This window comes from Pseudomonas mosselii, from assembly GCF_003205295.1.
Classification (GTDB): Bacteria; Pseudomonadota; Gammaproteobacteria; order Pseudomonadales; family Pseudomonadaceae; genus Aquipseudomonas; species Aquipseudomonas mosselii_B.
In genome coordinates, this window is sequence record NZ_QJRP01000001.1 from 301,747 (window position 1) to 319,850 (window position 18,104).

An 18,104-nucleotide genomic window follows, 5' to 3' on the forward strand; every position below is an offset into this window, starting at 1 on the left:
TAGGAGGCATCGCTGCCTCCTCAATTCCATTTTCAAGTATCTCCGATCAGGGTGCCGAGCGTTCCGACTCAAGCCGAGCCACCTTGCCATGCCCGGCCAGGCGCATTACCACGACGAAGAATACCGGCACGAACACCACGGCGAAGGTGGCGCTGAGCATGCCGCCGATCACCCCGGTGCCGATGGCCTGCTGGCTGGCCGAGCTGGCGCCGCTGGCGATGGCTAGCGGCACTACGCCGAGGATGAACGCCAGCGAAGTCATCACGATCGGGCGCAGGCGCAGACGCGCGGCCTGGATCGCCGCGTCCGCCGCATCGACGCCCTGGTCCACCAGGTCCTTGGCGAACTCGATGATCAGGATGGCGTTCTTCGCCGACAGGCCGATCAGGGTGATCAGGCCGACCTTGAAGAACACGTCGTTGGGCATCCCGCGCAGGGTCACCGCGAGCACCGCGCCAAGCACGCCCAGCGGCACCACCAGCAGCACTGCGGTGGGGATCGACCAGCTCTCGTACAGCGCGGCCAGGCACAGGAACACCACCAGCAGCGACAGCGCCATCAGCAGTGGCGCCTGGCTGCCGGACAGGCGTTCCTGCAGCGACAGGCCGGTCCACTCCAGGCCGGCACCTGCCGGCAACTGCGCCACCAGGCGCTCGATCTCGGCCATGGCCTCGCCCGAACTGTAGCCGGTCGCCGGCTCGCCGGAAATCGACACCGCCGGGTAGCCGTTGTAGCGGGTCAGTTGCACCGGGCCGGACTGCCAGCGGGCGCTGACGAAGGCGCCCAGTGGCACCATCTTGCCGCTGCTGTTGCGCACGTGGATCTTCAGCAGGTCTTCAACCTGGCTGCGCCGGTCACCTTCGGCCTGCACCACCACCCGCTGCATGCGGCCCTGGTTGGGGAAGTCGTTGACGTAGTTCGAGCCCACCGCGGTGTCGAGCACCGCGCCGATATCGGCAAACGACACGCCCAGGGCATTGGCCTGGCGCCGATCGACCTGAAGCTCCACCTGGGGGCTTTCCGCCAGCGAGGCTTCGCGTACGTTGACCAGCACCTTGCTCTTGCGCGCCGCGTCCAGCAGTTGGTCGCGGGCCTCCATCAGCCCGGTGTGGCCCATGCCGCCGCGGTCCTGCAGGCGGAACTCGAAACCGGTCGACTCGCCCAGGCCGTCCACCGGCGGCGGCAGTACCGCGTAGGCGATGGCGTCCTTGAGCTGGGTGAAGGCCAGGGTGGCACGGTCGGCGATGGACTGCGCGCTGTCGTCGCCACCGCGTTCGGACCAATCCTTGAGCGTGGTGAAGGCCAGCGCCGCGTTCTGCCCGCTGCCGGAGAAGCTGAAGCCGAGGATCAGCGTGGTGTTGGCCACGCCCGGTTCTTCGGCGTTGTGCGCCTCGATCTGCTGGCCCACCTCGATGGTGCGCGCCTGGCTGGCGCCCGGCGGCAGCTGGATGTCGGTGATGGTGTAGCCCTGGTCCTCGGTGGGCAGGAAGGCGGTGGGCAGCTGGCTGAAGCCGTAGCCGAGCACTGCCAGCAGCGCGGCATACACCAGCAGGTAGCGGCCGCTGCGGGCCAGGGCATGGGTCACCCAGCGCTGGTAGCCGTTGCTCATGCCCTCGAAGCGGCGGTTGAACCAGCCGAAGAAGCCTTTGCGCTCATGGTGCTCGCCCTTTTCCAGCGGCTTGAGCAGGGTGGCGCACAGGGCTGGGGTCAGGCTCAGGGCGAGGAACGCCGAGAACAGGATCGACACCGCCATCGACACCGAGAACTGCTGGTAGATCACGCCCACCGAGCCCTTCATGAAGGCCATCGGCAGGAACACCGCCACCAGCACCAGGGTGATGCCGACGATGGCGCCGCTGATCTGGCCCATGGCCTTGCGCGTGGCTTCCTTCGGCGGCAGGCCTTCCTCGGCCATGATCCGCTCGACGTTCTCCACCACGACGATGGCGTCGTCGACCAGGATGCCGATGGCCAGCACCATGCCGAACAGGGTCAGCACGTTGATCGAGAAGCCCAGCGCGTTCATCACCGCGAAGGTGCCCATCAGCGCCACCGGCACCACCAGGGTCGGGATCAGGGTGTAACGGAAGTTCTGCAGGAACAGGAACATGACCGCGAACACCAGCACCATGGCCTCGACCAGGGTGTTGATCACCTGCTTGATCGACACCTTGACGAACGGCGAGGTGTCGTAGGGGATGTCGTACTTCACCCCGGCCGGGAAGTAGCGCGCCAGCTCGTCGAGCTTCTGCTTGACCAGGCCCGCGGTTTCCATGGCGTTGGCGCCGGGCGACAGCTTGACGCTGAAGGCACTGGTGGCCTTGCCGTTCAGGCGGGTGCCGTACTGGTATTCCTGGGCGCCGATCTCGACCCGGGCGACATCGCCGACGGTGACGGTCGAGCCGTCGGTGTTGGCGCGCAGGACAATGGCGGCGAATTCCTCGGGGGTGCTCAGCTGGCCCTTGACCACCACGTTGGCGGTGATTTCCTGGGTGGGCCGGCTGGGCAGGTCGCCGATGCTACCGGGGGCGACCTGGGCGTTCTGCGCGGCGATGGCCTCGGCCACATCGTTGGGCGTGAGGTTGAAACCGACCAGCTTGGCCGGGTCGATCCAGATGCGCATGGCCCGCTCCGAGCCGTACAGCTGTGCCTTGCCGACGCCCTTGATGCGGCGGATCTCGTTCATCACGTTGCGCGCGAGGATGTCCGACAGGGCGATCTCGTCGAGGCTGCCGTCCTCGGAGGTGAGGGTGGCCAGCAGCAGGAAGCCGGTGGACACTTTCTCCACCTGCAGGCCTTGCTGGGTCACCGGGCGTGGCAGGCGCGACTCGATCACCTTGAGGCGGTTCTGCACATCGACCTGGGCCATGTCCGGGTTGGTGCCGGGCTGGAAGCTGGCGGTGATGGTGGCGCTGCCCAGGCTACTCTGCGACTCGAAGTAGAGCAGGTTGTCGGCACCGTTGAGCTCCTGCTCGATGATGCTGACCACGCTTTCGTCCATGGTCGCCGCCGAGGCGCCCGGGTAGACGGCGTAGATTTCCACCTGCGGCGGCGCCACGTCGGGGTACTGGGCCACCGGCAGCTGCGGGATGGCCAGGGCGCCGACCAGGAGAATGAACAGGGCGACCACCCAGGCGAATACCGGGCGGTCGATGAAGAACTGCGGCATGGATCAGGCCCTCATTGGCCGGTGTGTTGGGCGACCGCGGAGGCGCCCGGTTGCTCGTCGACCTGGACCTGGTCGCCGGCCTTGACGTGTTGCAGGCCCTCGACCACCACGCGGTCGCCCGGGGCCAGGCCCTCGCTGACGATCCAGCGATCACCCTGGGCGCTGCCCAAAACCACCTGGCGTTCGCTGATGCGCTCCTGCGGGTCGACCAGCAGCACCTTGGGCACGCCGGCGCTGTCGCGCAGGATGGCGCGCTGCGGCACGCTGATGCCCTGGGGCTGTACGGCCTGGTCCAGGCGCACGCGCACGTAGCTGCCGGGCAGCAGGTCGAGGTCGGGGTTGGGGAACTCGCTGCGCAGGGTGATCTGGTTGGTGCTCGGATCGACACTGATATCCGAGAACAGCAGCTTGCCGGCCAGCGGGTAGGCGCTGCCGTCATCCTGGATCAGCGTGGCCTTGACCTGGCCCTGGCCGACCTGCTGCAGCTCGCCTGCGCGCAAGGCGCGGCGCAGGGCATTGAGCTCGCGGGTCGACTGGGTGACGTCGGCATGGATCGGGTTCAGCTGCTGGATGGTGGCCAGCGGCGTGGTCTCGCTCTGCCCGACCAGCGCGCCCTCGGTCACCAGGGCGCGGCCGATGCGCCCGGAGATCGGCGCGGTGACGGTGGCGTAGCCCAGGTTCAGGCGTGCACGTTCCAGCGCCGCCTTGGCTTCGCCGACCGCGGCGTCGGCCTGGAGGAAGGCGGCGCGGGCGTTGTCGTACTCCTGGCGGCTAACCGCCTTGTCGTCGACCAGCTCGCGGTAGCGCTGTTCCTGCAGGCGGGCCTGGTACAGGGTCGCCTCGGCCTTGGCCAGGGTGGCGCGGGCGCTGTCGAAGTCGGCCTTGAACGGCGCCGGATCGATCAGGAACAAGACGTCGCCTTGCTTGACGTCGCTGCCTTCGCGGTACACCCGCTTGAGCACCACGCCGGCTACCCGGGCGCGGACCTCGGCGGTACGCGGCGCGAGGATGCGGCCGCTCAGTTCGGTGCTGATCGCCAGTGGCTGCACGGCCAGGGTCTCGACCCGGACCTGGGAAGGCGGGGTCTGTTCTTCCTGTTCGGCGGCGTCGTTGCAGCCGGCCAGGGAAAGGGTCATCAGCGCCAGCAGCGCCAGGGGGCGCAGGCGCGAAGGGCAGGGAATGGACATACGGATCTTCCAAGTTTGATCCAGCGTATGCTAAAGCAGCCGTTCGGGTGGCGGCTGTTAAGCTGTGTTGGGCGTGTGTGAAAAAGTGTGAACAATCGGCGGTGGCCCGCGCGGGATTCTATATCCTGCCTTACTTCAATCTTTCGTCAAATCCCCTTATGCCGAACATTCTCCTGGTCGAAGACGACAGCGCGTTGTCCGAACTGATCGCCAGCTACCTGCAACGCAACGATTTCCATGTCCGGGTGATCGCCCGCGGCGACCATGTGCTGGACGAGTTCCGCCGGCAGAAACCGGACCTGGTGATCCTCGACCTGATGCTGCCGGGCCTCGACGGCCTGCAGGTGTGCCGCCTGCTGCGCCAGGAGTCCCAGGGCCTGCCGATCCTCATGCTGACCGCCCGTGACGACAGCCACGACCAGGTGCTGGGGCTGGAGATGGGCGCCGACGACTACGTCACCAAACCGTGCGAGCCCCGGGTGCTACTGGCCAGGGTGCGCACGCTGCTGCGCCGCAGCAGTGTAAACGAGCCGCGCCTGGACAGCGACCTGATCCAGGTCGGTGGCCTGCGCATCGACCTGGCCGAGCGCACGGTCAGCTGGCGCGGCGAGGAGGTGGAGCTGTCCAGCGGCGAGTACAACCTGCTGGTGGTGCTGGCGCGCAACGCCGGCGAGGTGATGAGCCGCGACCGTATCCTGCAGCAGTTGCGCGGCATCGAGTTCAACGGCACCGACCGTTCGGTGGATGTGGCCATTTCCAAACTGCGCCGGCGCTTCGACGACAGCGCCGGCGAGGCGCGCAAGATCAAGACCGTGTGGGGCAAGGGGTATCTGTTCAGCCGGGTCGAGTGGGAGTACTGACAGGCCATGCTCAAGATCCTGGTGCGGTTGTACCTGGTGATCATCGTCGCCTACGCCGGGGCGATCGCGCTGATCCCCGACACCATCGTCGGGCTGTTCCATGAGCGTTTCATGGCCTACAACCTCGAACAGGCCAAGGGTGTGCAGACCTTGATCGTGCGCCAGTTCCAGCAGGCGCCGCGGGAACAGTGGCCGGCGGTGGAGCAAGACTTGGCCGGGGTGTTCAAACCGCTGCAAGTGCGCCTGCTGCGCATGGACGAGGCCGAGTTGAGCAGCGAGGAGAAAGCCCGGCTCGAGCATGGCCTGTACGCAGTGCGCATGGCCGACTGGGGCTATTACGAAACGGTGCTGGCGCCGCTGGATTCGCAATGGCTGGTGCGCCTGCATTCGCCGGACGACCCGCTGGACATCAACGTGCTGTCCTGGGGCGTGACCGTGCTGATCGGCGCGGCCATGCTCGGTTGCCTGTTGTTGTGGGTATGGCCGCACTGGCGCGACCTCGAACGGCTGAAGGACACTGCCCGGCGTCTGGGGCGCGGCGAGATGACAGAGCGTACGCATATCTCGCCACGCTCGAACATCGGCGAGCTGGCCGGGGTGTTCGACACCATGGCCAGCGATCTGGAACGCCACGTCAACCAGCAGCGCGAACTGCTCAACGCGGTCTCCCACGAGCTGCGCACGCCGCTGACCCGCCTGGACTTCGGCCTGGTGCTGCTGTTCGACGAGGTACCGCCGGCCAGCCGCAAGCGCCTGCTGGGGCTGGTGGGTCATGTACGCGAGCTGGACGAGCTGGTGCTCGAACTGCTGTCCTACAGTCGCCTGGAAAGCGCCGACCAGGCCCGCGAACGGGTCGAGGTATCGTTGCTGGAACTGGTGGACAGCGTGCTCGGCAGCTTCGCCGAAGAACTCGACGACCGTGGTATCCAGTGGGAAGTGCGCTGCGAAACCGACCTGCCGCGTTTCGTCCTCGACCCGCGGCTGACCGCCCGTGCGGTGCAGAACCTGGTGCGTAACGCCATGCGCTACTGCGATGAGAGCCTACTGCTGCGCCTGTGCCGGGAAGAAGACGGCGCCTGCCTGGTGACCGTGGAGGATGATGGCATCGGCATCCCGGCCGAGGAGCGTGAGCGGATCTTCCAGCCGTTCTATCGCCTGGACCGCAGCCGTGATCGCAATACCGGTGGGTTCGGGCTGGGGCTGGCGATCAGCCGTCGGGCCATCGAAGGGCAGGGCGGCACGCTGACGGTGGCGCAGTCGGCGTTGGGCGGGGCGCAGTTCAGGATTCGCCTGCCCGCTGGTTGATGCAGCGGCCTGGGCCTGCCTCATCGCGGGGGTTGGAGGTTTGCGTGGAAGCGGGCTTGCCCCGCGATGTTCATTGTCCAGACAGGCTTGCCGACCAGGTCACGAAGCGGTTCTTGCCCGTGTGCTTGGCCTCGTACAACGCCTGGTCCGCCTTGATCAGCGCCATGCTCAGGGTATCGCCGCTGTCGATCCGGGCCAGGCCGATGCTGATGGTCACCGGGTGCGCGCCGAGGTCGTCGCGTACCCGTCGGCACAGCGCCGCGACCTGCTGCTCGGCGCCGGCCTCGTCCAGCCCCTGGAAGAAGATCGCGAATTCCTCGCCGCCCAGCCGGGCGATCTCGTAGCCGATCATCGCCGCCTTGATATGCGCCGCCACGCGCTTGAGCACTTCGTCACCGATGTCATGGCCGAAGCGGTCGTTGACCTGCTTGAAGTTGTCGATGTCGATCATCGCCAGGAACTGCCCGGAATCCATCTGGCGCAGCTGCTTTTCGGCCTTGGCCATGAACGAACGGCGGTTGGGGATTTCGGTCAGGGCGTCGATGTAGGCCTGCTCCAGCAGCACCTTGGTCAGGTAGAAGTTGTGCAGCTTGGCCTGGCGGATGCGCAGGTAGCTGTAGACCACCAGGCCGCTGAGGAACACCGCGTAGCTGATCAGCATCGCGCCCTCGAGCTTCAGGGCCTCGATGCGGGTGTGGTAGAAGGGGTTGAGCATGAGCCAGGTGATGCCCAGGGCGCAGAAGAACGACCAGCGCCGCACCGGCAGCACCGACACGGTGTACAGCACGGTCGAGACTCCGAGCACCAGCCACACCGGTCGCAGAACGATCGGGATGCCCTCGATTACCAGGCGCATGGCCAGGGTGATCACCGCCACGAACAGCAGGTTGAGCACGTCGAAATGCTGGCTCTTGCGGGTGAAGCCCAGGACGACACAGAGGCTGCACAGCAGGGCGATGAACATCCCTGACAGCCAGGTGAAACCCTGGCCGCCGAGGTAGCTGACGATCAGGTCGAAGATCAGCCAGATGGCGATGCCGATGCAGAAGATCAGCAGGCAGAAGCGGCGCATGGCCTCGAATTCGTGCTGGCGGAACTCGGCGCGCAGGGCGGCGGGGGCGACCTGTTGGCGGATGTGGGCTTCGAGGGTTTTGTACATGGAGTCGGTGGTGGCCTTGAAATTGTTTTCTGTTATGCCTTCCAGGGCTGTGTGGTCTTTCGGGCTACGCTGTCGCGCAGGGAACCGCCCCTGTGGGAGCGGCCTTGCGTCGCGAAAGGGGCGCGCAGCGGCCCCAGGTTTAAAGTCACCCTCATAATTGCCGGGGCTGCTGTGCAGCCCTTTCGCGACGCAAGGCCGCTCCCACAGGGATCGCGCTAGCTTTAGCAGTTGAGCAAGACAGTTGCTCCTACAACGAGCCTGGTTTCAGCACATCTCTGGCCCAGGGCCGGTAGCGCAAGGAGAACACGGCTTCGGCGTGGCAACCTCCGCTCAGTGCCGGCTGCGCCGGTTCCGCGCGGAACGGTTGCCCAGGCGGGCTGACCTGGCGAAACGCCTCGCGCACGATACCCACCCGACAGGGCAGGGCCTGTTCGTAGCCCTTTCGCACCAGCGGCGCCAGGCGACCGGTGCCGGCACCATCCTGCCACCACAGGTTCAGGCCAAGACTCGCCAGTTGATCCAACCACGCGCCATTGACCCGAGGCGACAGCTGGCCGGCGCTGAAGGCGCTGATATGCAGGGGCTTGTCCAGTTGCCGGTTGAACGCCTGCAACTGCGTGTAGAGCGCATCGCGCCTGGTCGCATCGCGAAAGTGCAGGTCGTCCAGCTCAAGCGGCAGGTACCAGCCGGCCACCGGCAACGCCCAGTCAGCCTTGAGCTGCTGGTATTGGGTAAGCGAACGGCCCAGCTGCGCCTTGAAGTAGCTGTTCAGGCCTTCACCGTCGAGCTGTTCGAGCCGTTGGTAGTAGGCCGGGTCCATGTACAGCCCCAGCACTAGTTCCAGCCCCTGGGCCTGCGCTTCGCGCAGGCTGCCGGCGAGCCAGCCGTTGGCGCCGCCGAAGTCGCTGTCGCCGTAGGCGCTCCATTGCACGATCAGGGTCTTGCCACCCTGGGCCACGGTGGCGCGCCACAGTTGTTGCCACTGGGCCGGCGTGACGCTGGCATCACGGTTGAGCGGCTGATAGAACAGGCGTTGGTCGGCCTGGGCGGGCAGCCACAGAGCGAGCAGGCAGAGAGCCAGGAAGGTACGCATCAGAAGTTCATCTCCACACCCAGCAGCACGCCGTTGGCGCGCTCGTAGAGGTTGCCGCCCAGCGCCTGCTGGTACTCCGCGCGCACTTTCAGCGAACCACGGTAGGCGTTGTAGCGGTCGTCGTCGAACCACCACTGCCAGCGCACGCCGACCCCAGCGCGGGCGTCCTGGCGCCAGTCGTTGCTTGGGTCTTGGCTTGAGAACTCGAGAAAGCCGTAAGGCATGAGGGTCTGCGGCGACTGGCTCGGCAGTTTCCAGGCATGGCCCTGCTGGAAGCGCGACAGCCAGGCATGGTCGCCGGCCCGGGTCCACCAGGCGGCGTCGAGGTAGAGGAAGCGTTCGTCCCAGTCGTCCTCGTCGATGCGCCAGTCGTTGCGATACCGGCCCTGGTCGAGGAAAGACGCGGTGGCGCGCAGCAGCAGGTCGTTGCTCGACTCGGCGTTGTGGCGCAGGTCGCCCCAGTTGCCGCCGACCTTGGCCGGACTGAGCAGCTCGCCCAGGCTCAGGCCGCTGTAGTGTGTGCTGTCGATCTGACGCTGGTGGTACAACTCGGCGTACAGGTTGAGGTTGGCCTGGCCGAGTGGCTTGTAGCGCAGGCCCACGCCGGTGCCCATGCTCTGGGCGTAGTCGGTGCGGCTCTGGCCACCGAACAGCACGCGGCCATACACCGACAGGGTGCTGCCGTTGCGGCTAGGCTCCTCGCCCAGTGCATGGTCCCACATCGCCAGTTGCACGTTCTGCGATTGCGCCCGGCGGGAGCTGCCGGCGCGTGCGCCGTTGTCGAGGAACTTGTCGTTGGTCGAGGTACCGGCCGGCGACCAGGTGCTGGCCAAGGTGATGCTGTCGCGGCGCGACAAGGTCTCATGGGCGCGGCGCTGGCGGTACTTGCGTGCCTCGAGGCTGCCGTACTCGTCGTCGCCGTCGACCAGGTTGTGCTCCACGTCCAGTACCCGGCGCAATTCGCGGCGGGCCGAGGCGCTGTCCTCGGCCTCGTCGTAGCGCAGGGCCAGGGTCTCGCCCAGGCGGTAGTCCTCGGGGAAGTCGCGGGTGGCGCGTTCCAGATAGGGTATGGACTGGCGGCGTTGCTGCTTGTCCGCCGAGCCGGCCAGGCGCATGCCGTAGTCGGCGCGGTAGCGCGGCTGATCCGGCGCCAGGCGCACGGCCTCGGCCAGCCAGGCGGTGCTCTGGGCGCTGTCGCCGGCCTGCTGGGCGGTGCCGGCGGCGGCGTAGTAGTGATCGGCGCGCGGGGTGTGGCGCAGGGCTTCGCGCTGGAAGGCCAGGGCCTGCTGGGCGTCGCCCTGGCGTTGGGCGATGGCGGCGCCCAGGGCCCAGTCGTCGGCGTTGCGGTGCGCGGCCGCGTCCCAGTGGCGGCGGGCGGCGTCGGCATCGCCGGCGTTCAAGGCACCACGCGCCGCGGTCAGGCGAGCATTGTCGGTCCAGGCGTCGGTCGGCAGGCTGTTCCAGATCGGCAGCGCCGCCTCGGAGTCGCCCGAGGCCTCCAGCGCGTAGGCCAGGGGCAGGCGGCTGGCGGTGTCGCCCAGGCGTTCGGCGGCCTGGTAATAGACCACGGCTTCGCCGGGCTGGTCGGGCATGGCGCAGCGGCCCAGGGCGCGATACTGGCCAGCTTCGCTCGGGTTGGCCGGGATGGCCTTGCGCACGGCGTCGCACTGGCCGGCCTCGGCCAGGCGGGCGAGCAACTGGCCGCGGGTGGCGGCATCGACCCGCGGCACCAGGGCGAGCATGCGCGGGGTGTCCAGCGGACCGTCGTTGCGCGCATAGAGGTTGCCCAGGCGTTGTAGCAGCGAGGGCGTCAATCGGCCCTGGCGGCGGTCGTAGGCGTTCTCCAGCAACTGCCGGGCATGCTCGGTCTGACCACGTTCGAGCAGCATGAACGTGGCTTGCTCCAGCGCCGCGAGGTCGCCGGTCTGGCGGTAGCGTTGTTCCCACTGCGCCGCCGTGCGCGGTTGTGGCGGTTGAGCGGGCTCGCCATACAGGCGCTGCTTGAGGATGGCGTAGCTGCGCGGATTGTCGCGGGCCTCGCACTGGCCGAGCTGCTCGCGGGCCAGCTTCAGGTCCTTGTGCGACAGCCAGTCGACGGTCTCCAGGCACGGACGCTGCAGTTCGTTGCTCAGCTGGCGCACCAGCGCCGCGTCGTCGCCCTCGCGGGCCAGCTCCCAGAGTTGCCGACGCTGTTCGGGATGTTGCAGTTGTTCGGCGGGCAGGCTCTGCAGCCAACGCTCGGCCTGCTGGTTGTGGCCCATGGCGATGGCGCGGTTGGCCATGGCCAGGCGGGCGTGGGTCGCCGCCTCCTGGGAGGGCGCGCTGGCCAGCAGCTTGTTCAGGCCTTTTTCATCGACCTGCTGGATGTAGGCGTTGGCCAGCCGCTGCCAGTCCTGCGGCGGCAGTTCGCCCTTGTCGGCCAGGGGTTGCAGTTGGTCGATGGTCTCGCCCCAGTTGCGCAGTTGCTCGGCGAAGTTGGCCCGGGTCATGCGCAGCACCATGCCGTCGTCGCGCACCGGCAACTGGTTGAGCCATTCCAGGGCCTTGGCCGCGCCACCGAACTTGGCCAGGCTGACGCTATAGGCCTGCCACAGGCGCACCCGCTGCTGGCCCTGGCTGTCGGCCAGCCACGCCTCAACCTGGCTCGCCGCGGGTGGGTCCTGCTCGATCCAGGTCAGGCGCAGTTCGAGCAGGGCGTCGGCGTGCTCGGGGTTGTCGTCGAGGTCCTCGGCGATCGCCTCGGCCTCCTTGTAGCGACGCTGATGGGCCAGAGCCGCGGCCAGCAGGGCGCGGGCCTCGTTGTTGTTGGGCACGCGCCCCAGCACGTGGCGGGTCAGGCGCTCGACCTCCGCCCAGTTGTCCTTCTGCGCTTCCCGGTAACCACGCTCCATGAACGGGTAGCTGGTGAAACGCTGGAAGTCGGTCATCGGCTTGGTCGGCGCGGCCAGGGTGGAAGAGCACAGCAGCAGGCTGGCGAGGGTCAGGGAAAGACGGGGCGTCATGCCACCTCCCGGGTCAGTTCATAGGCGGCCTGTTGTTCGCTTGCCTGCTCGGCGAGGGCTTGCTGCAGCACCTGCTCGGTGATGATGCCGCGGGCGATCAGGTGCTCGCCAAGGCTCTGCTGCTCGGGGTTGAAGTCGATCAGCGCCTGGTTGAACAGGGTCGCCGGCACCATGCCGCGCACCTGCAGCAGGGTGCCGAGCATCACCTGGTGGACGCCGACCTGCTCCAGCAAGGTGGCGTCGTCCTGATGGCGCTCGAGTACCGCGAGCATTTCCCGGGTATCGGGCTTCTGCCAGGGACTCGGGTAGTGGTAGCGCAGGCCGAGGGTCACCCGCCCCTGCGGGGCCAGGCGGGCGCGCACCGGGCGCTTGAGTTGGCGGCTGATCACGCCGAGCGACACCTGGCTGACCGGGCTCTCGCTTGCCAGTACCAGGGTGTCGCCGTCTTCGTCCACCGGCAGCACGCCGTAGTGGGTGGCGAGCTTGCGCGGCAGCTTGGCGATCAGCGCAGGCTCAATCTTGAACGGGTTCAGCGGCGCCCAAGGCAGGTCCAGTTGCTCGGCCAGGGTCTGGACCAGTTGCTCGCTGCTCAGCCAGCCGCGTAGCAGCAGCTCGCGGCCCAGACGTCGGCGGACCGGGCTGGTGATGGCCTGTTGCAACTGGGTCTCGCTGATCAGGCCCTTTTCCACCAGGCGCTGGCCCAGCGGTGTGCGGGCCGGCGCGGCGAGGGCGGGGAACTCGTGGGTGGTCTTGTCCCAGGCCACCCGCCGCGAGTCGCCCATTTCCATCACCTGGCGCAGGGCGCGCAGGTTGGCGAAGAAGTTGACGAAGTTGCTCCACATCATCCGTGGCGCCGACAGCAGGCCTTCAAAGATGCCGTAGTAGCGGGTGACGAACCAGAAGCGCTGGAACAGGCGGTTGAACAGCAGCAGGCCGTTGAGCCACAGCAGCGCGCTCAGCAGCTTGCTGTCGCTGAGAATCGACATGAAGCGCCACGACTCGGGCGCGATCACCGTCACCAGCCACATCGCAAGCAGCACCAGCAGCAACAGGTTGACCAGAAAACTCAGCAGGTAGGCGAACAGCCCGCGGCGGTCGCGCCAGAGGAAGTAGTTGAGCGCGCCCTTGCGGCTCCAGCCGAGGTTGCTGGTGCCCTGGAACACGATGCCGACGATCCACCGCGACTTCTGCCGGATGGCGTGCTGCCAATCACGGGGGAAGTGCTCGCGCACGCAGATCACCTGGGCGAACTCGCGGCTCATGCCGGGGCGCCAGTCCTGCTTGAGGGCCAGCGCCGGGTCGGTGATGGAGTAGCGGGCGAAGATGCACTTCATGCCCTTCTGCTTGAGGCGAAAACCAATGTCGTAGTCCTCGGTCAGGCTCTGCACATCGAAGGCGATGCCGTCGCCGTCCTCGAGCAGGGCGCTGATCGCCCGGCGGCTGAAGCAGGTGCCGACCCCGGCGCTGGGCACCTGGCCGGTGAGCGCCTCGCGCACGATGACGTCCTTGCCGTGGTTTTCGGCGAACTCGTCGACATAGTGGCCGGCGGTGAAACCTTTCCACTCCGGTGCGTAGGGGTACACCGGAATCTGGATCATGTCCTTGTTCGGCAGCAGGTAGTTGAACAGGCGCAGTTCCATGGGCGAGATGACGTCCTCGGCGTCATGCAGGATGAAACCGGCGAACTCGATGCGTGCATCCTGCTGGAAACGCAGGATGGCGTCGATGATGTTGTTCAGGCAGTCGGCCTTGCTGGTCGGGCCGGGACGGGCGCAGACCACCTTGTGCACGTTGGGGTAGTGCAGGCACACGGCGTCGACGTCGGCTTGGGTCTGCGGGTCGTTGGGGTAGGTGCCGACGAAGATCTGGTAGTTCTCGTAGTCGATGGTCGAGGCGGCCAGGCGCGCCATCTCGCCGACCACGCCGACCTCGTTCCAGGCCGGCACCATGATCGCCAGGGGCTTTTCCGGCACTTCGAACAGGCGCTTCTCGTCGGCCTTCTCGAACTTGTCGTAGATACGGAAGCGCCGGATCAGCTTGCGGCCCCAGTAGCACAGGTCGATGAACAGGTCGTCCAGGCCAAGCACGAACATCAGTGTCGCCAGGATGATGGCAAGGATCTTCAGGCCGAACAGGACATAGGTGAGGAAATCGATGAAGGCCAGGCTCATGCGTTGTCCCGTGCGGCGGATTGCTCGGCGAACCAGCGGCTCAGGCGTTCGGCGATGCGCTCGCTGGCGTGGCCGTCGCCAAAGGGGGTGAACACCTGCGCCATGCGCGCGTACGCGTCCGGGTCGTCGAGCAACTGGCTGGTCTCGTGGACGATGCGCTCGGTCAGGGTGCCGACCAGCTTGACCGTGCCGCCCTTGAGCACGGCGGGGCGCTCGGTGACCTTGCGCAGCACCAGCACCGGCTTGCCCAGCGCGGGCGCCTCTTCCTGCACGCCGCCGGAGTCGGTGAGGATGATATGGGCGCGATTCATCAGCCAGACGAAATGCGGGTAGTCCTGGGGCGCGACCAGGTGAATGTTGTCGCGGCCGGACAGCACGCTGTACACCGCGTGCTGCACCTGCGGGTTGAGGTGCACGGGGTAGAGGAACTGCACGTCCGGGTAGCGCAGGGCGAGCTCCGCCAGGGCCAGGCAGATGCGTTCGAAACCGCTGCCGAAGTTCTCCCGGCGGTGGCCGGTGATCAGCACCATGCGCTGGTCGTCGCGCAGCACCTTGAGCGGGGATTCGGGGGCGGGTCGCCAGTTGTCCCGGTGCAGCTTGTCGCGCATCCACAGCAGGGCGTCAATCACCGTGTTGCCGGTGACCTCGATATGCTCGGGCGGCACGCCTTCGCGAATCAGGTTGGCGTCGCAGTCGCGGGTGGGGGTGAAATGCAGGTCGGCGAGCACGCAGGTCAGGCGCCGGTTGGCTTCCTCGGGCCAGGGCTGCTGCAGGTTGCCGGTGCGAAGGCCAGCCTCGACATGGCCGATGGGGATATGCCGGTGGAAGGCCGCCAGCGAGGCGATGAAACTGGTGGTGGTGTCGCCGTGGACCAGGACGATGTCCGGCTTGACCTGCTCGTAGGCGCGGTCGAGCTTGTCCAGCAGGTCGCGGGACAGGCCGTTGAGGGTCTGGTTCTGGGTCATCACCTGAAGGTCCTGGTCGACCGCAAGGCCGAAGGCGGTGAGGACCTGCTCGAGCATTTCGCGGTGCTGGCCGGTGGAGCAGATATGCAAGTCGACCTCGGGCCAGTCGCGCAGGACGCGAGCCAGCGGGGCCATCTTGATCGCTTCGGGGCGGGTACCGAATACCATCATCACGGTGTAGGCCATCGTGTAGTTCCTCGTTCGATTCCCTGGACGAAGTTGTACGACGTGTCGCTGCTTGCCAGTCATAAATACAAGCAGTCGATCGCGGGGTTGTCCAATGCTTGGCCTGCGCCAGACGGTGTGGTACAGGCCCTGGCGGAAGTGCCACGGAGGCAGGGGTCGTGTCGGCACTGGGGGAGCCGGACGCCAGGGAGGGGTGGTGCGGAAACGTTTATGCTAGCTTTTATTGATTGAACGTTCAGTCAATAAAGTATTTCCGGCTTTTTCTTGCAGCCTTCTTCTTGTAGCTTTGTAGGTCTTTTCTTCTGGGAGCTGAACATGCAAGGCAAGGCGCGCAAGGTCGTCCAGGCCATCCTTTACGAGGCCATCGCCGTGGCCTGCGTGGCACCGGCACTGGAGCTGGCGTTCGGTGCCGGCATGGCCCAGTCGACCGTGCTGTCGATCCTCATGTCGGGCATCGCCATGAGCTGGAACATGGCCTACAACTGGGCGTTCGAGCGCTGGGAGGCGCGCCAGCGCCAGCGCAGCCGCACTTTCCTGCGGCGCCTGCTGCATGCCCTGGGCTTCGAGGGCGGGCTGGTGCTGATCCTGCTGCCCCTGGTGGCCTACTGGCTGGACATCGGGCTGTGGGCGGCACTGGTAACCAACCTGGCGTTGTTCGTGTTCTTCTTCGTCTACGCGTTCGTGTTCCAGTGGGGATTCGACAAGGTCTTCGATGTGCCGGTGTCGGCGCAGGAAGTGGCCAAAGGGTGCTGATTCGGGGCTTGTTCCCACAAGCCACCGGGATTCCCCTTTGTTCCCCGCATCGCCAATAATCCCCATTCACCCTTGCCAGACCTGCATCGATGCCGCGCCCGATCATCCTGCCGCTTGCCGAGAACTACCGCCATGGCGAGTACATCGCACCGCACTGTCATGACCGCGCCCAGCTGATCCACGCGATCAGCGGTGTGGTCACGGTCAGCGCCCGCGAAGGCAGCTGGGTGGTCCCCCCCGGGCGCGGGGTGTGGGTGCCGGCGGCGGTCGAGCACGAGCTGCGCATGGCCGGTGTGGTGCGCATGCGCACCTTGTTCGTCGAACCCGGCGCGCGCCCGGACCTGCCGCGCCAGTGCCAGGTGATCGAGATCTCGCCACTGTTGCGCGAGCTGATCATCCGCGCCATGGACATCGCCCCCGACCATCCGGCCCAAGGCCGAGAGGCGCGGATCATGCAACTGATCCTCGACGAACTGCGCGTACTGCCGGTGTTCGCCCTGCATGTGCCCAGTCCGCATTCGGCGCACCTGCAAAGCCTGTGCGAGGCCCTGCGCCAGGCACTGTCCGAGGACTGGAGCCTGGCCCGCGCCGCGGCCCACAGCGGCCTCAACCCGCGCACCCTGACCCGTGCCTTCCAGCGCGAGACCGGCCTGAGCCTGGTGCAATGGCTGCGGCGCATGCGCCTGCTGGCCAGCCTCGATGCCCTGGCGGCCGGGCAGTCGGTGCTGGAGGTGGCACTGGACCTGGGCTATGACAGCCCCAGTGCCTTCAGCGCCATGTTCCGTCGCACCCTCGGGGTATCGCCATCGGTCTACTTCGGCAGGGCCGTGGAGCGCTGGTAGGCCAGCCCCGGCGCCTCGTCCCAGCCGCCGCCCAGCGCGGTGAACAGGTTAACTTCGGCCAGCAACTGCGCCAGGCGGTCGCTGATCAGGCCCTGCTGGGCACTGAACAGCGAGCGCTGGGCGTCGAGGAAGGTCAGGCTGCTGTCGATGCCAGTGCGGTAGCGGTTCTCGGCCAGGTCGTGGTAGCGCTGGCTGGCCTCGACCAGGTCGCGCTGGGCCCGCAACTGCTGCTGGTAGGTGCTGCGCGCCGCCAGGCCGTCGGCCACTTCCTGGAACGCGGTCTGGATCGACTTCTGGTAGCGCGCCACCTGCATGTCCTTCTGCAACTTGGCGTAGTCGAGGCTGGCGCGCAGGCTTCCGGCGTTGAACAGCGGCAGGTTGACCTGTGGCTGGAACAGCCAGGTGCCGGTGCCGGCGTCGAACAGGTCGGCCAGCTCGCGGCTGCTGCTGCCGGCGTTGGCGGTCAGGCTGATGCTTGGGAAGAACGCTGCCCGCGCCGCGCCGATATTGGCATTGGCGGCCTGCAGCTGGTACTCGGCCTGACGGATGTCCGGACGGCGTTGCAGCAGGTCGGCGGGCAGGCCGGCGGGCACCCTGGCAATCTGCTCGTCGGCCAGCGGCAGTGCCGGCAGGTGTTCGTCGACCTGCGTGCCGACCAGGCGCTGCAACTGGTTGAGGTCCTGGGCGGCCAGGCGGGTGTAGCGCGCCACGGCGGCGCGGGTGCTGTCGACGCGGGTGGTGGCCTGGATCTGGTCGAGCGCCGACAGCGTGCCGGTGCGGCGTTGACGCTGGGTCAGGCGCAGGCTCTTCTCGTCGGCCTGCAGGGTCTGGCGCGACAGGGCCAGCAGCTCCTGGTCGGCACGCCAGGTCAGGTAGGCGCCGGCGACGCTGCTGAGCAGGCTGAGCTCGGCGCCACGCCGGGCCTCGTCGGTGGCCAGGTAGTTGAGCAAGGCCTGGTCGCTGAGGCTGCGCAGGCGGCCGAACAGGTCCAGTTCGTAGGCACTGATGCCAACGGTGGCCGATTGCTGGGTGCTGATCATGCCTTCGCCGCCGGTGCGCCGCCGCGGTAGGTACTGGCGCGTGCCCTGGGCGTTGGCGGCGATCTTCGGCAGCAGTTCGGCGCGCTGGATGCGGTACTGGGCGCGGTAGGCCTCGGCGTTGAGCACGGCCACGCGCAGGTCGCGGTTGTTGGCCAGCGCGGTATCGAGCAACTGGCGCAGCACCGGGTCGTGGAACACCCCGCGCCAGTCGCCGGGCACGTCCGTGGCGGGTGGCCCGCCCCGATAGGCGACGCCCGTGGGGTACTGCTCGGCGCTGGGCGAGGGCGGGCGCTGGTAGTCGGGGGCGAGGCTGCAACCGGTCAAGACGAGAGCAAGCAAGGGCAGGGCGATTCGCGGCATGGCAGGGTCTCT

The 18,104-nt window shown here is 67.2% G+C and carries 12 protein-coding genes; 4 read left to right on the forward strand and 8 right to left on the reverse strand.

Features of this window, described 5'->3' with window-relative positions; genetic code table 11:
• Positions 1 to 46: 46 nt before the first annotated feature.
• Both DMX06_RS01525 and DMX06_RS01530 read right to left on the reverse strand, forming a co-directional pair.
• Positions 47 to 3,169 (reverse strand): efflux RND transporter permease subunit, encoded by a 3,123-nt coding sequence (locus tag DMX06_RS01525; RefSeq protein WP_110733905.1) that lies wholly within the window; start codon positions 3,167 to 3,169, stop codon positions 47 to 49.
• An 11-nt stretch (positions 3,170 to 3,180) separates the two neighbouring features.
• On the reverse strand, positions 3,181 to 4,356 hold the full coding sequence (locus DMX06_RS01530; protein WP_110733907.1) for an efflux RND transporter periplasmic adaptor subunit: 1,176 nt from the start codon (positions 4,354 to 4,356) through the stop codon (positions 3,181 to 3,183).
• Positions 4,357 to 4,514: 158 nt separating this feature from the next.
• Here DMX06_RS01530 and DMX06_RS01535 point away from each other — a divergent pair, with 158 nt between their 5' ends.
• On the forward strand, positions 4,515 to 5,216 hold the full coding sequence (locus DMX06_RS01535) for a response regulator transcription factor (protein WP_062360827.1): 702 nt from the start codon (positions 4,515 to 4,517) through the stop codon (positions 5,214 to 5,216).
• Between the two features lie 6 nt (positions 5,217 to 5,222).
• Positions 5,223 to 6,521, forward strand: a complete 1,299-nt coding sequence (locus DMX06_RS01540; RefSeq protein WP_110733909.1) for an ATP-binding protein — start codon at positions 5,223 to 5,225, stop codon at positions 6,519 to 6,521.
• A 70-nt stretch (positions 6,522 to 6,591) separates the two neighbouring features.
• Here DMX06_RS01540 and DMX06_RS01545 read toward each other — a convergent pair whose 3' ends face one another.
• The 5 genes from DMX06_RS01545 to wecB all read right to left on the reverse strand — a co-directional run bounded on the left by DMX06_RS01545 (position 6,592) and on the right by wecB (position 15,097).
• Positions 6,592 to 7,680, reverse strand: a complete 1,089-nt coding sequence (locus DMX06_RS01545) for a GGDEF domain-containing protein (protein WP_110733911.1) — start codon at positions 7,678 to 7,680, stop codon at positions 6,592 to 6,594.
• 247 nt (positions 7,681 to 7,927) lie between these two features.
• Positions 7,928 to 8,773, reverse strand: a complete 846-nt coding sequence (locus DMX06_RS01550) for a DUF4434 family protein (RefSeq protein ID WP_110733913.1) — start codon at positions 8,771 to 8,773, stop codon at positions 7,928 to 7,930.
• A complete protein-coding gene (locus DMX06_RS01555) occupies positions 8,773 to 11,775 on the reverse strand; it encodes a phage receptor (protein WP_110733915.1) in 3,003 nt (1,000 codons plus the stop codon). The genes DMX06_RS01550 and DMX06_RS01555 overlap by 1 nt, the downstream gene beginning before the upstream one ends.
• Positions 11,772 to 13,946: a cyclic di-3',5'-guanylate-activated glycosyltransferase NfrB gene (gene nfrB / locus DMX06_RS01560; RefSeq protein ID WP_110733918.1), complete on the reverse strand. Its 2,175-nt coding sequence runs from the start codon at positions 13,944 to 13,946 to the stop codon at positions 11,772 to 11,774. Before nfrB ends, DMX06_RS01555 begins: the two co-directional genes overlap by 4 nt.
• The gene (gene wecB, locus DMX06_RS01565) at positions 13,943 to 15,097 is read right to left on the reverse strand and encodes a non-hydrolyzing UDP-N-acetylglucosamine 2-epimerase (protein WP_110733920.1); all 1,155 of its coding nucleotides are present in this window, start codon (positions 15,095 to 15,097) and stop codon (positions 13,943 to 13,945) included. The genes nfrB and wecB overlap by 4 nt, the downstream gene beginning before the upstream one ends.
• A gap of 315 nt (positions 15,098 to 15,412) precedes the next feature.
• On the opposite strand from wecB, the gene DMX06_RS01570 reads away from it, so the two are divergent.
• Complete coding sequence (locus tag DMX06_RS01570; RefSeq protein ID WP_110733922.1) at positions 15,413 to 15,850, forward strand: PACE efflux transporter; 438 nt, start codon at positions 15,413 to 15,415, stop codon at positions 15,848 to 15,850.
• Between the two features lie 89 nt (positions 15,851 to 15,939).
• Complete coding sequence (locus tag DMX06_RS01575; protein ID WP_110733924.1) at positions 15,940 to 16,692, forward strand: AraC family transcriptional regulator; 753 nt, start codon at positions 15,940 to 15,942, stop codon at positions 16,690 to 16,692.
• On the opposite strand, the gene DMX06_RS01580 is transcribed toward DMX06_RS01575, so the two are convergent.
• On the reverse strand, positions 16,662 to 18,092 hold the full coding sequence (locus tag DMX06_RS01580; RefSeq protein ID WP_110733926.1) for an efflux transporter outer membrane subunit: 1,431 nt from the start codon (positions 18,090 to 18,092) through the stop codon (positions 16,662 to 16,664). The two genes, DMX06_RS01575 and DMX06_RS01580, sit on opposite strands and share 31 nt — an antisense overlap.
• Positions 18,093 to 18,104 lie beyond the last annotated feature (12 nt).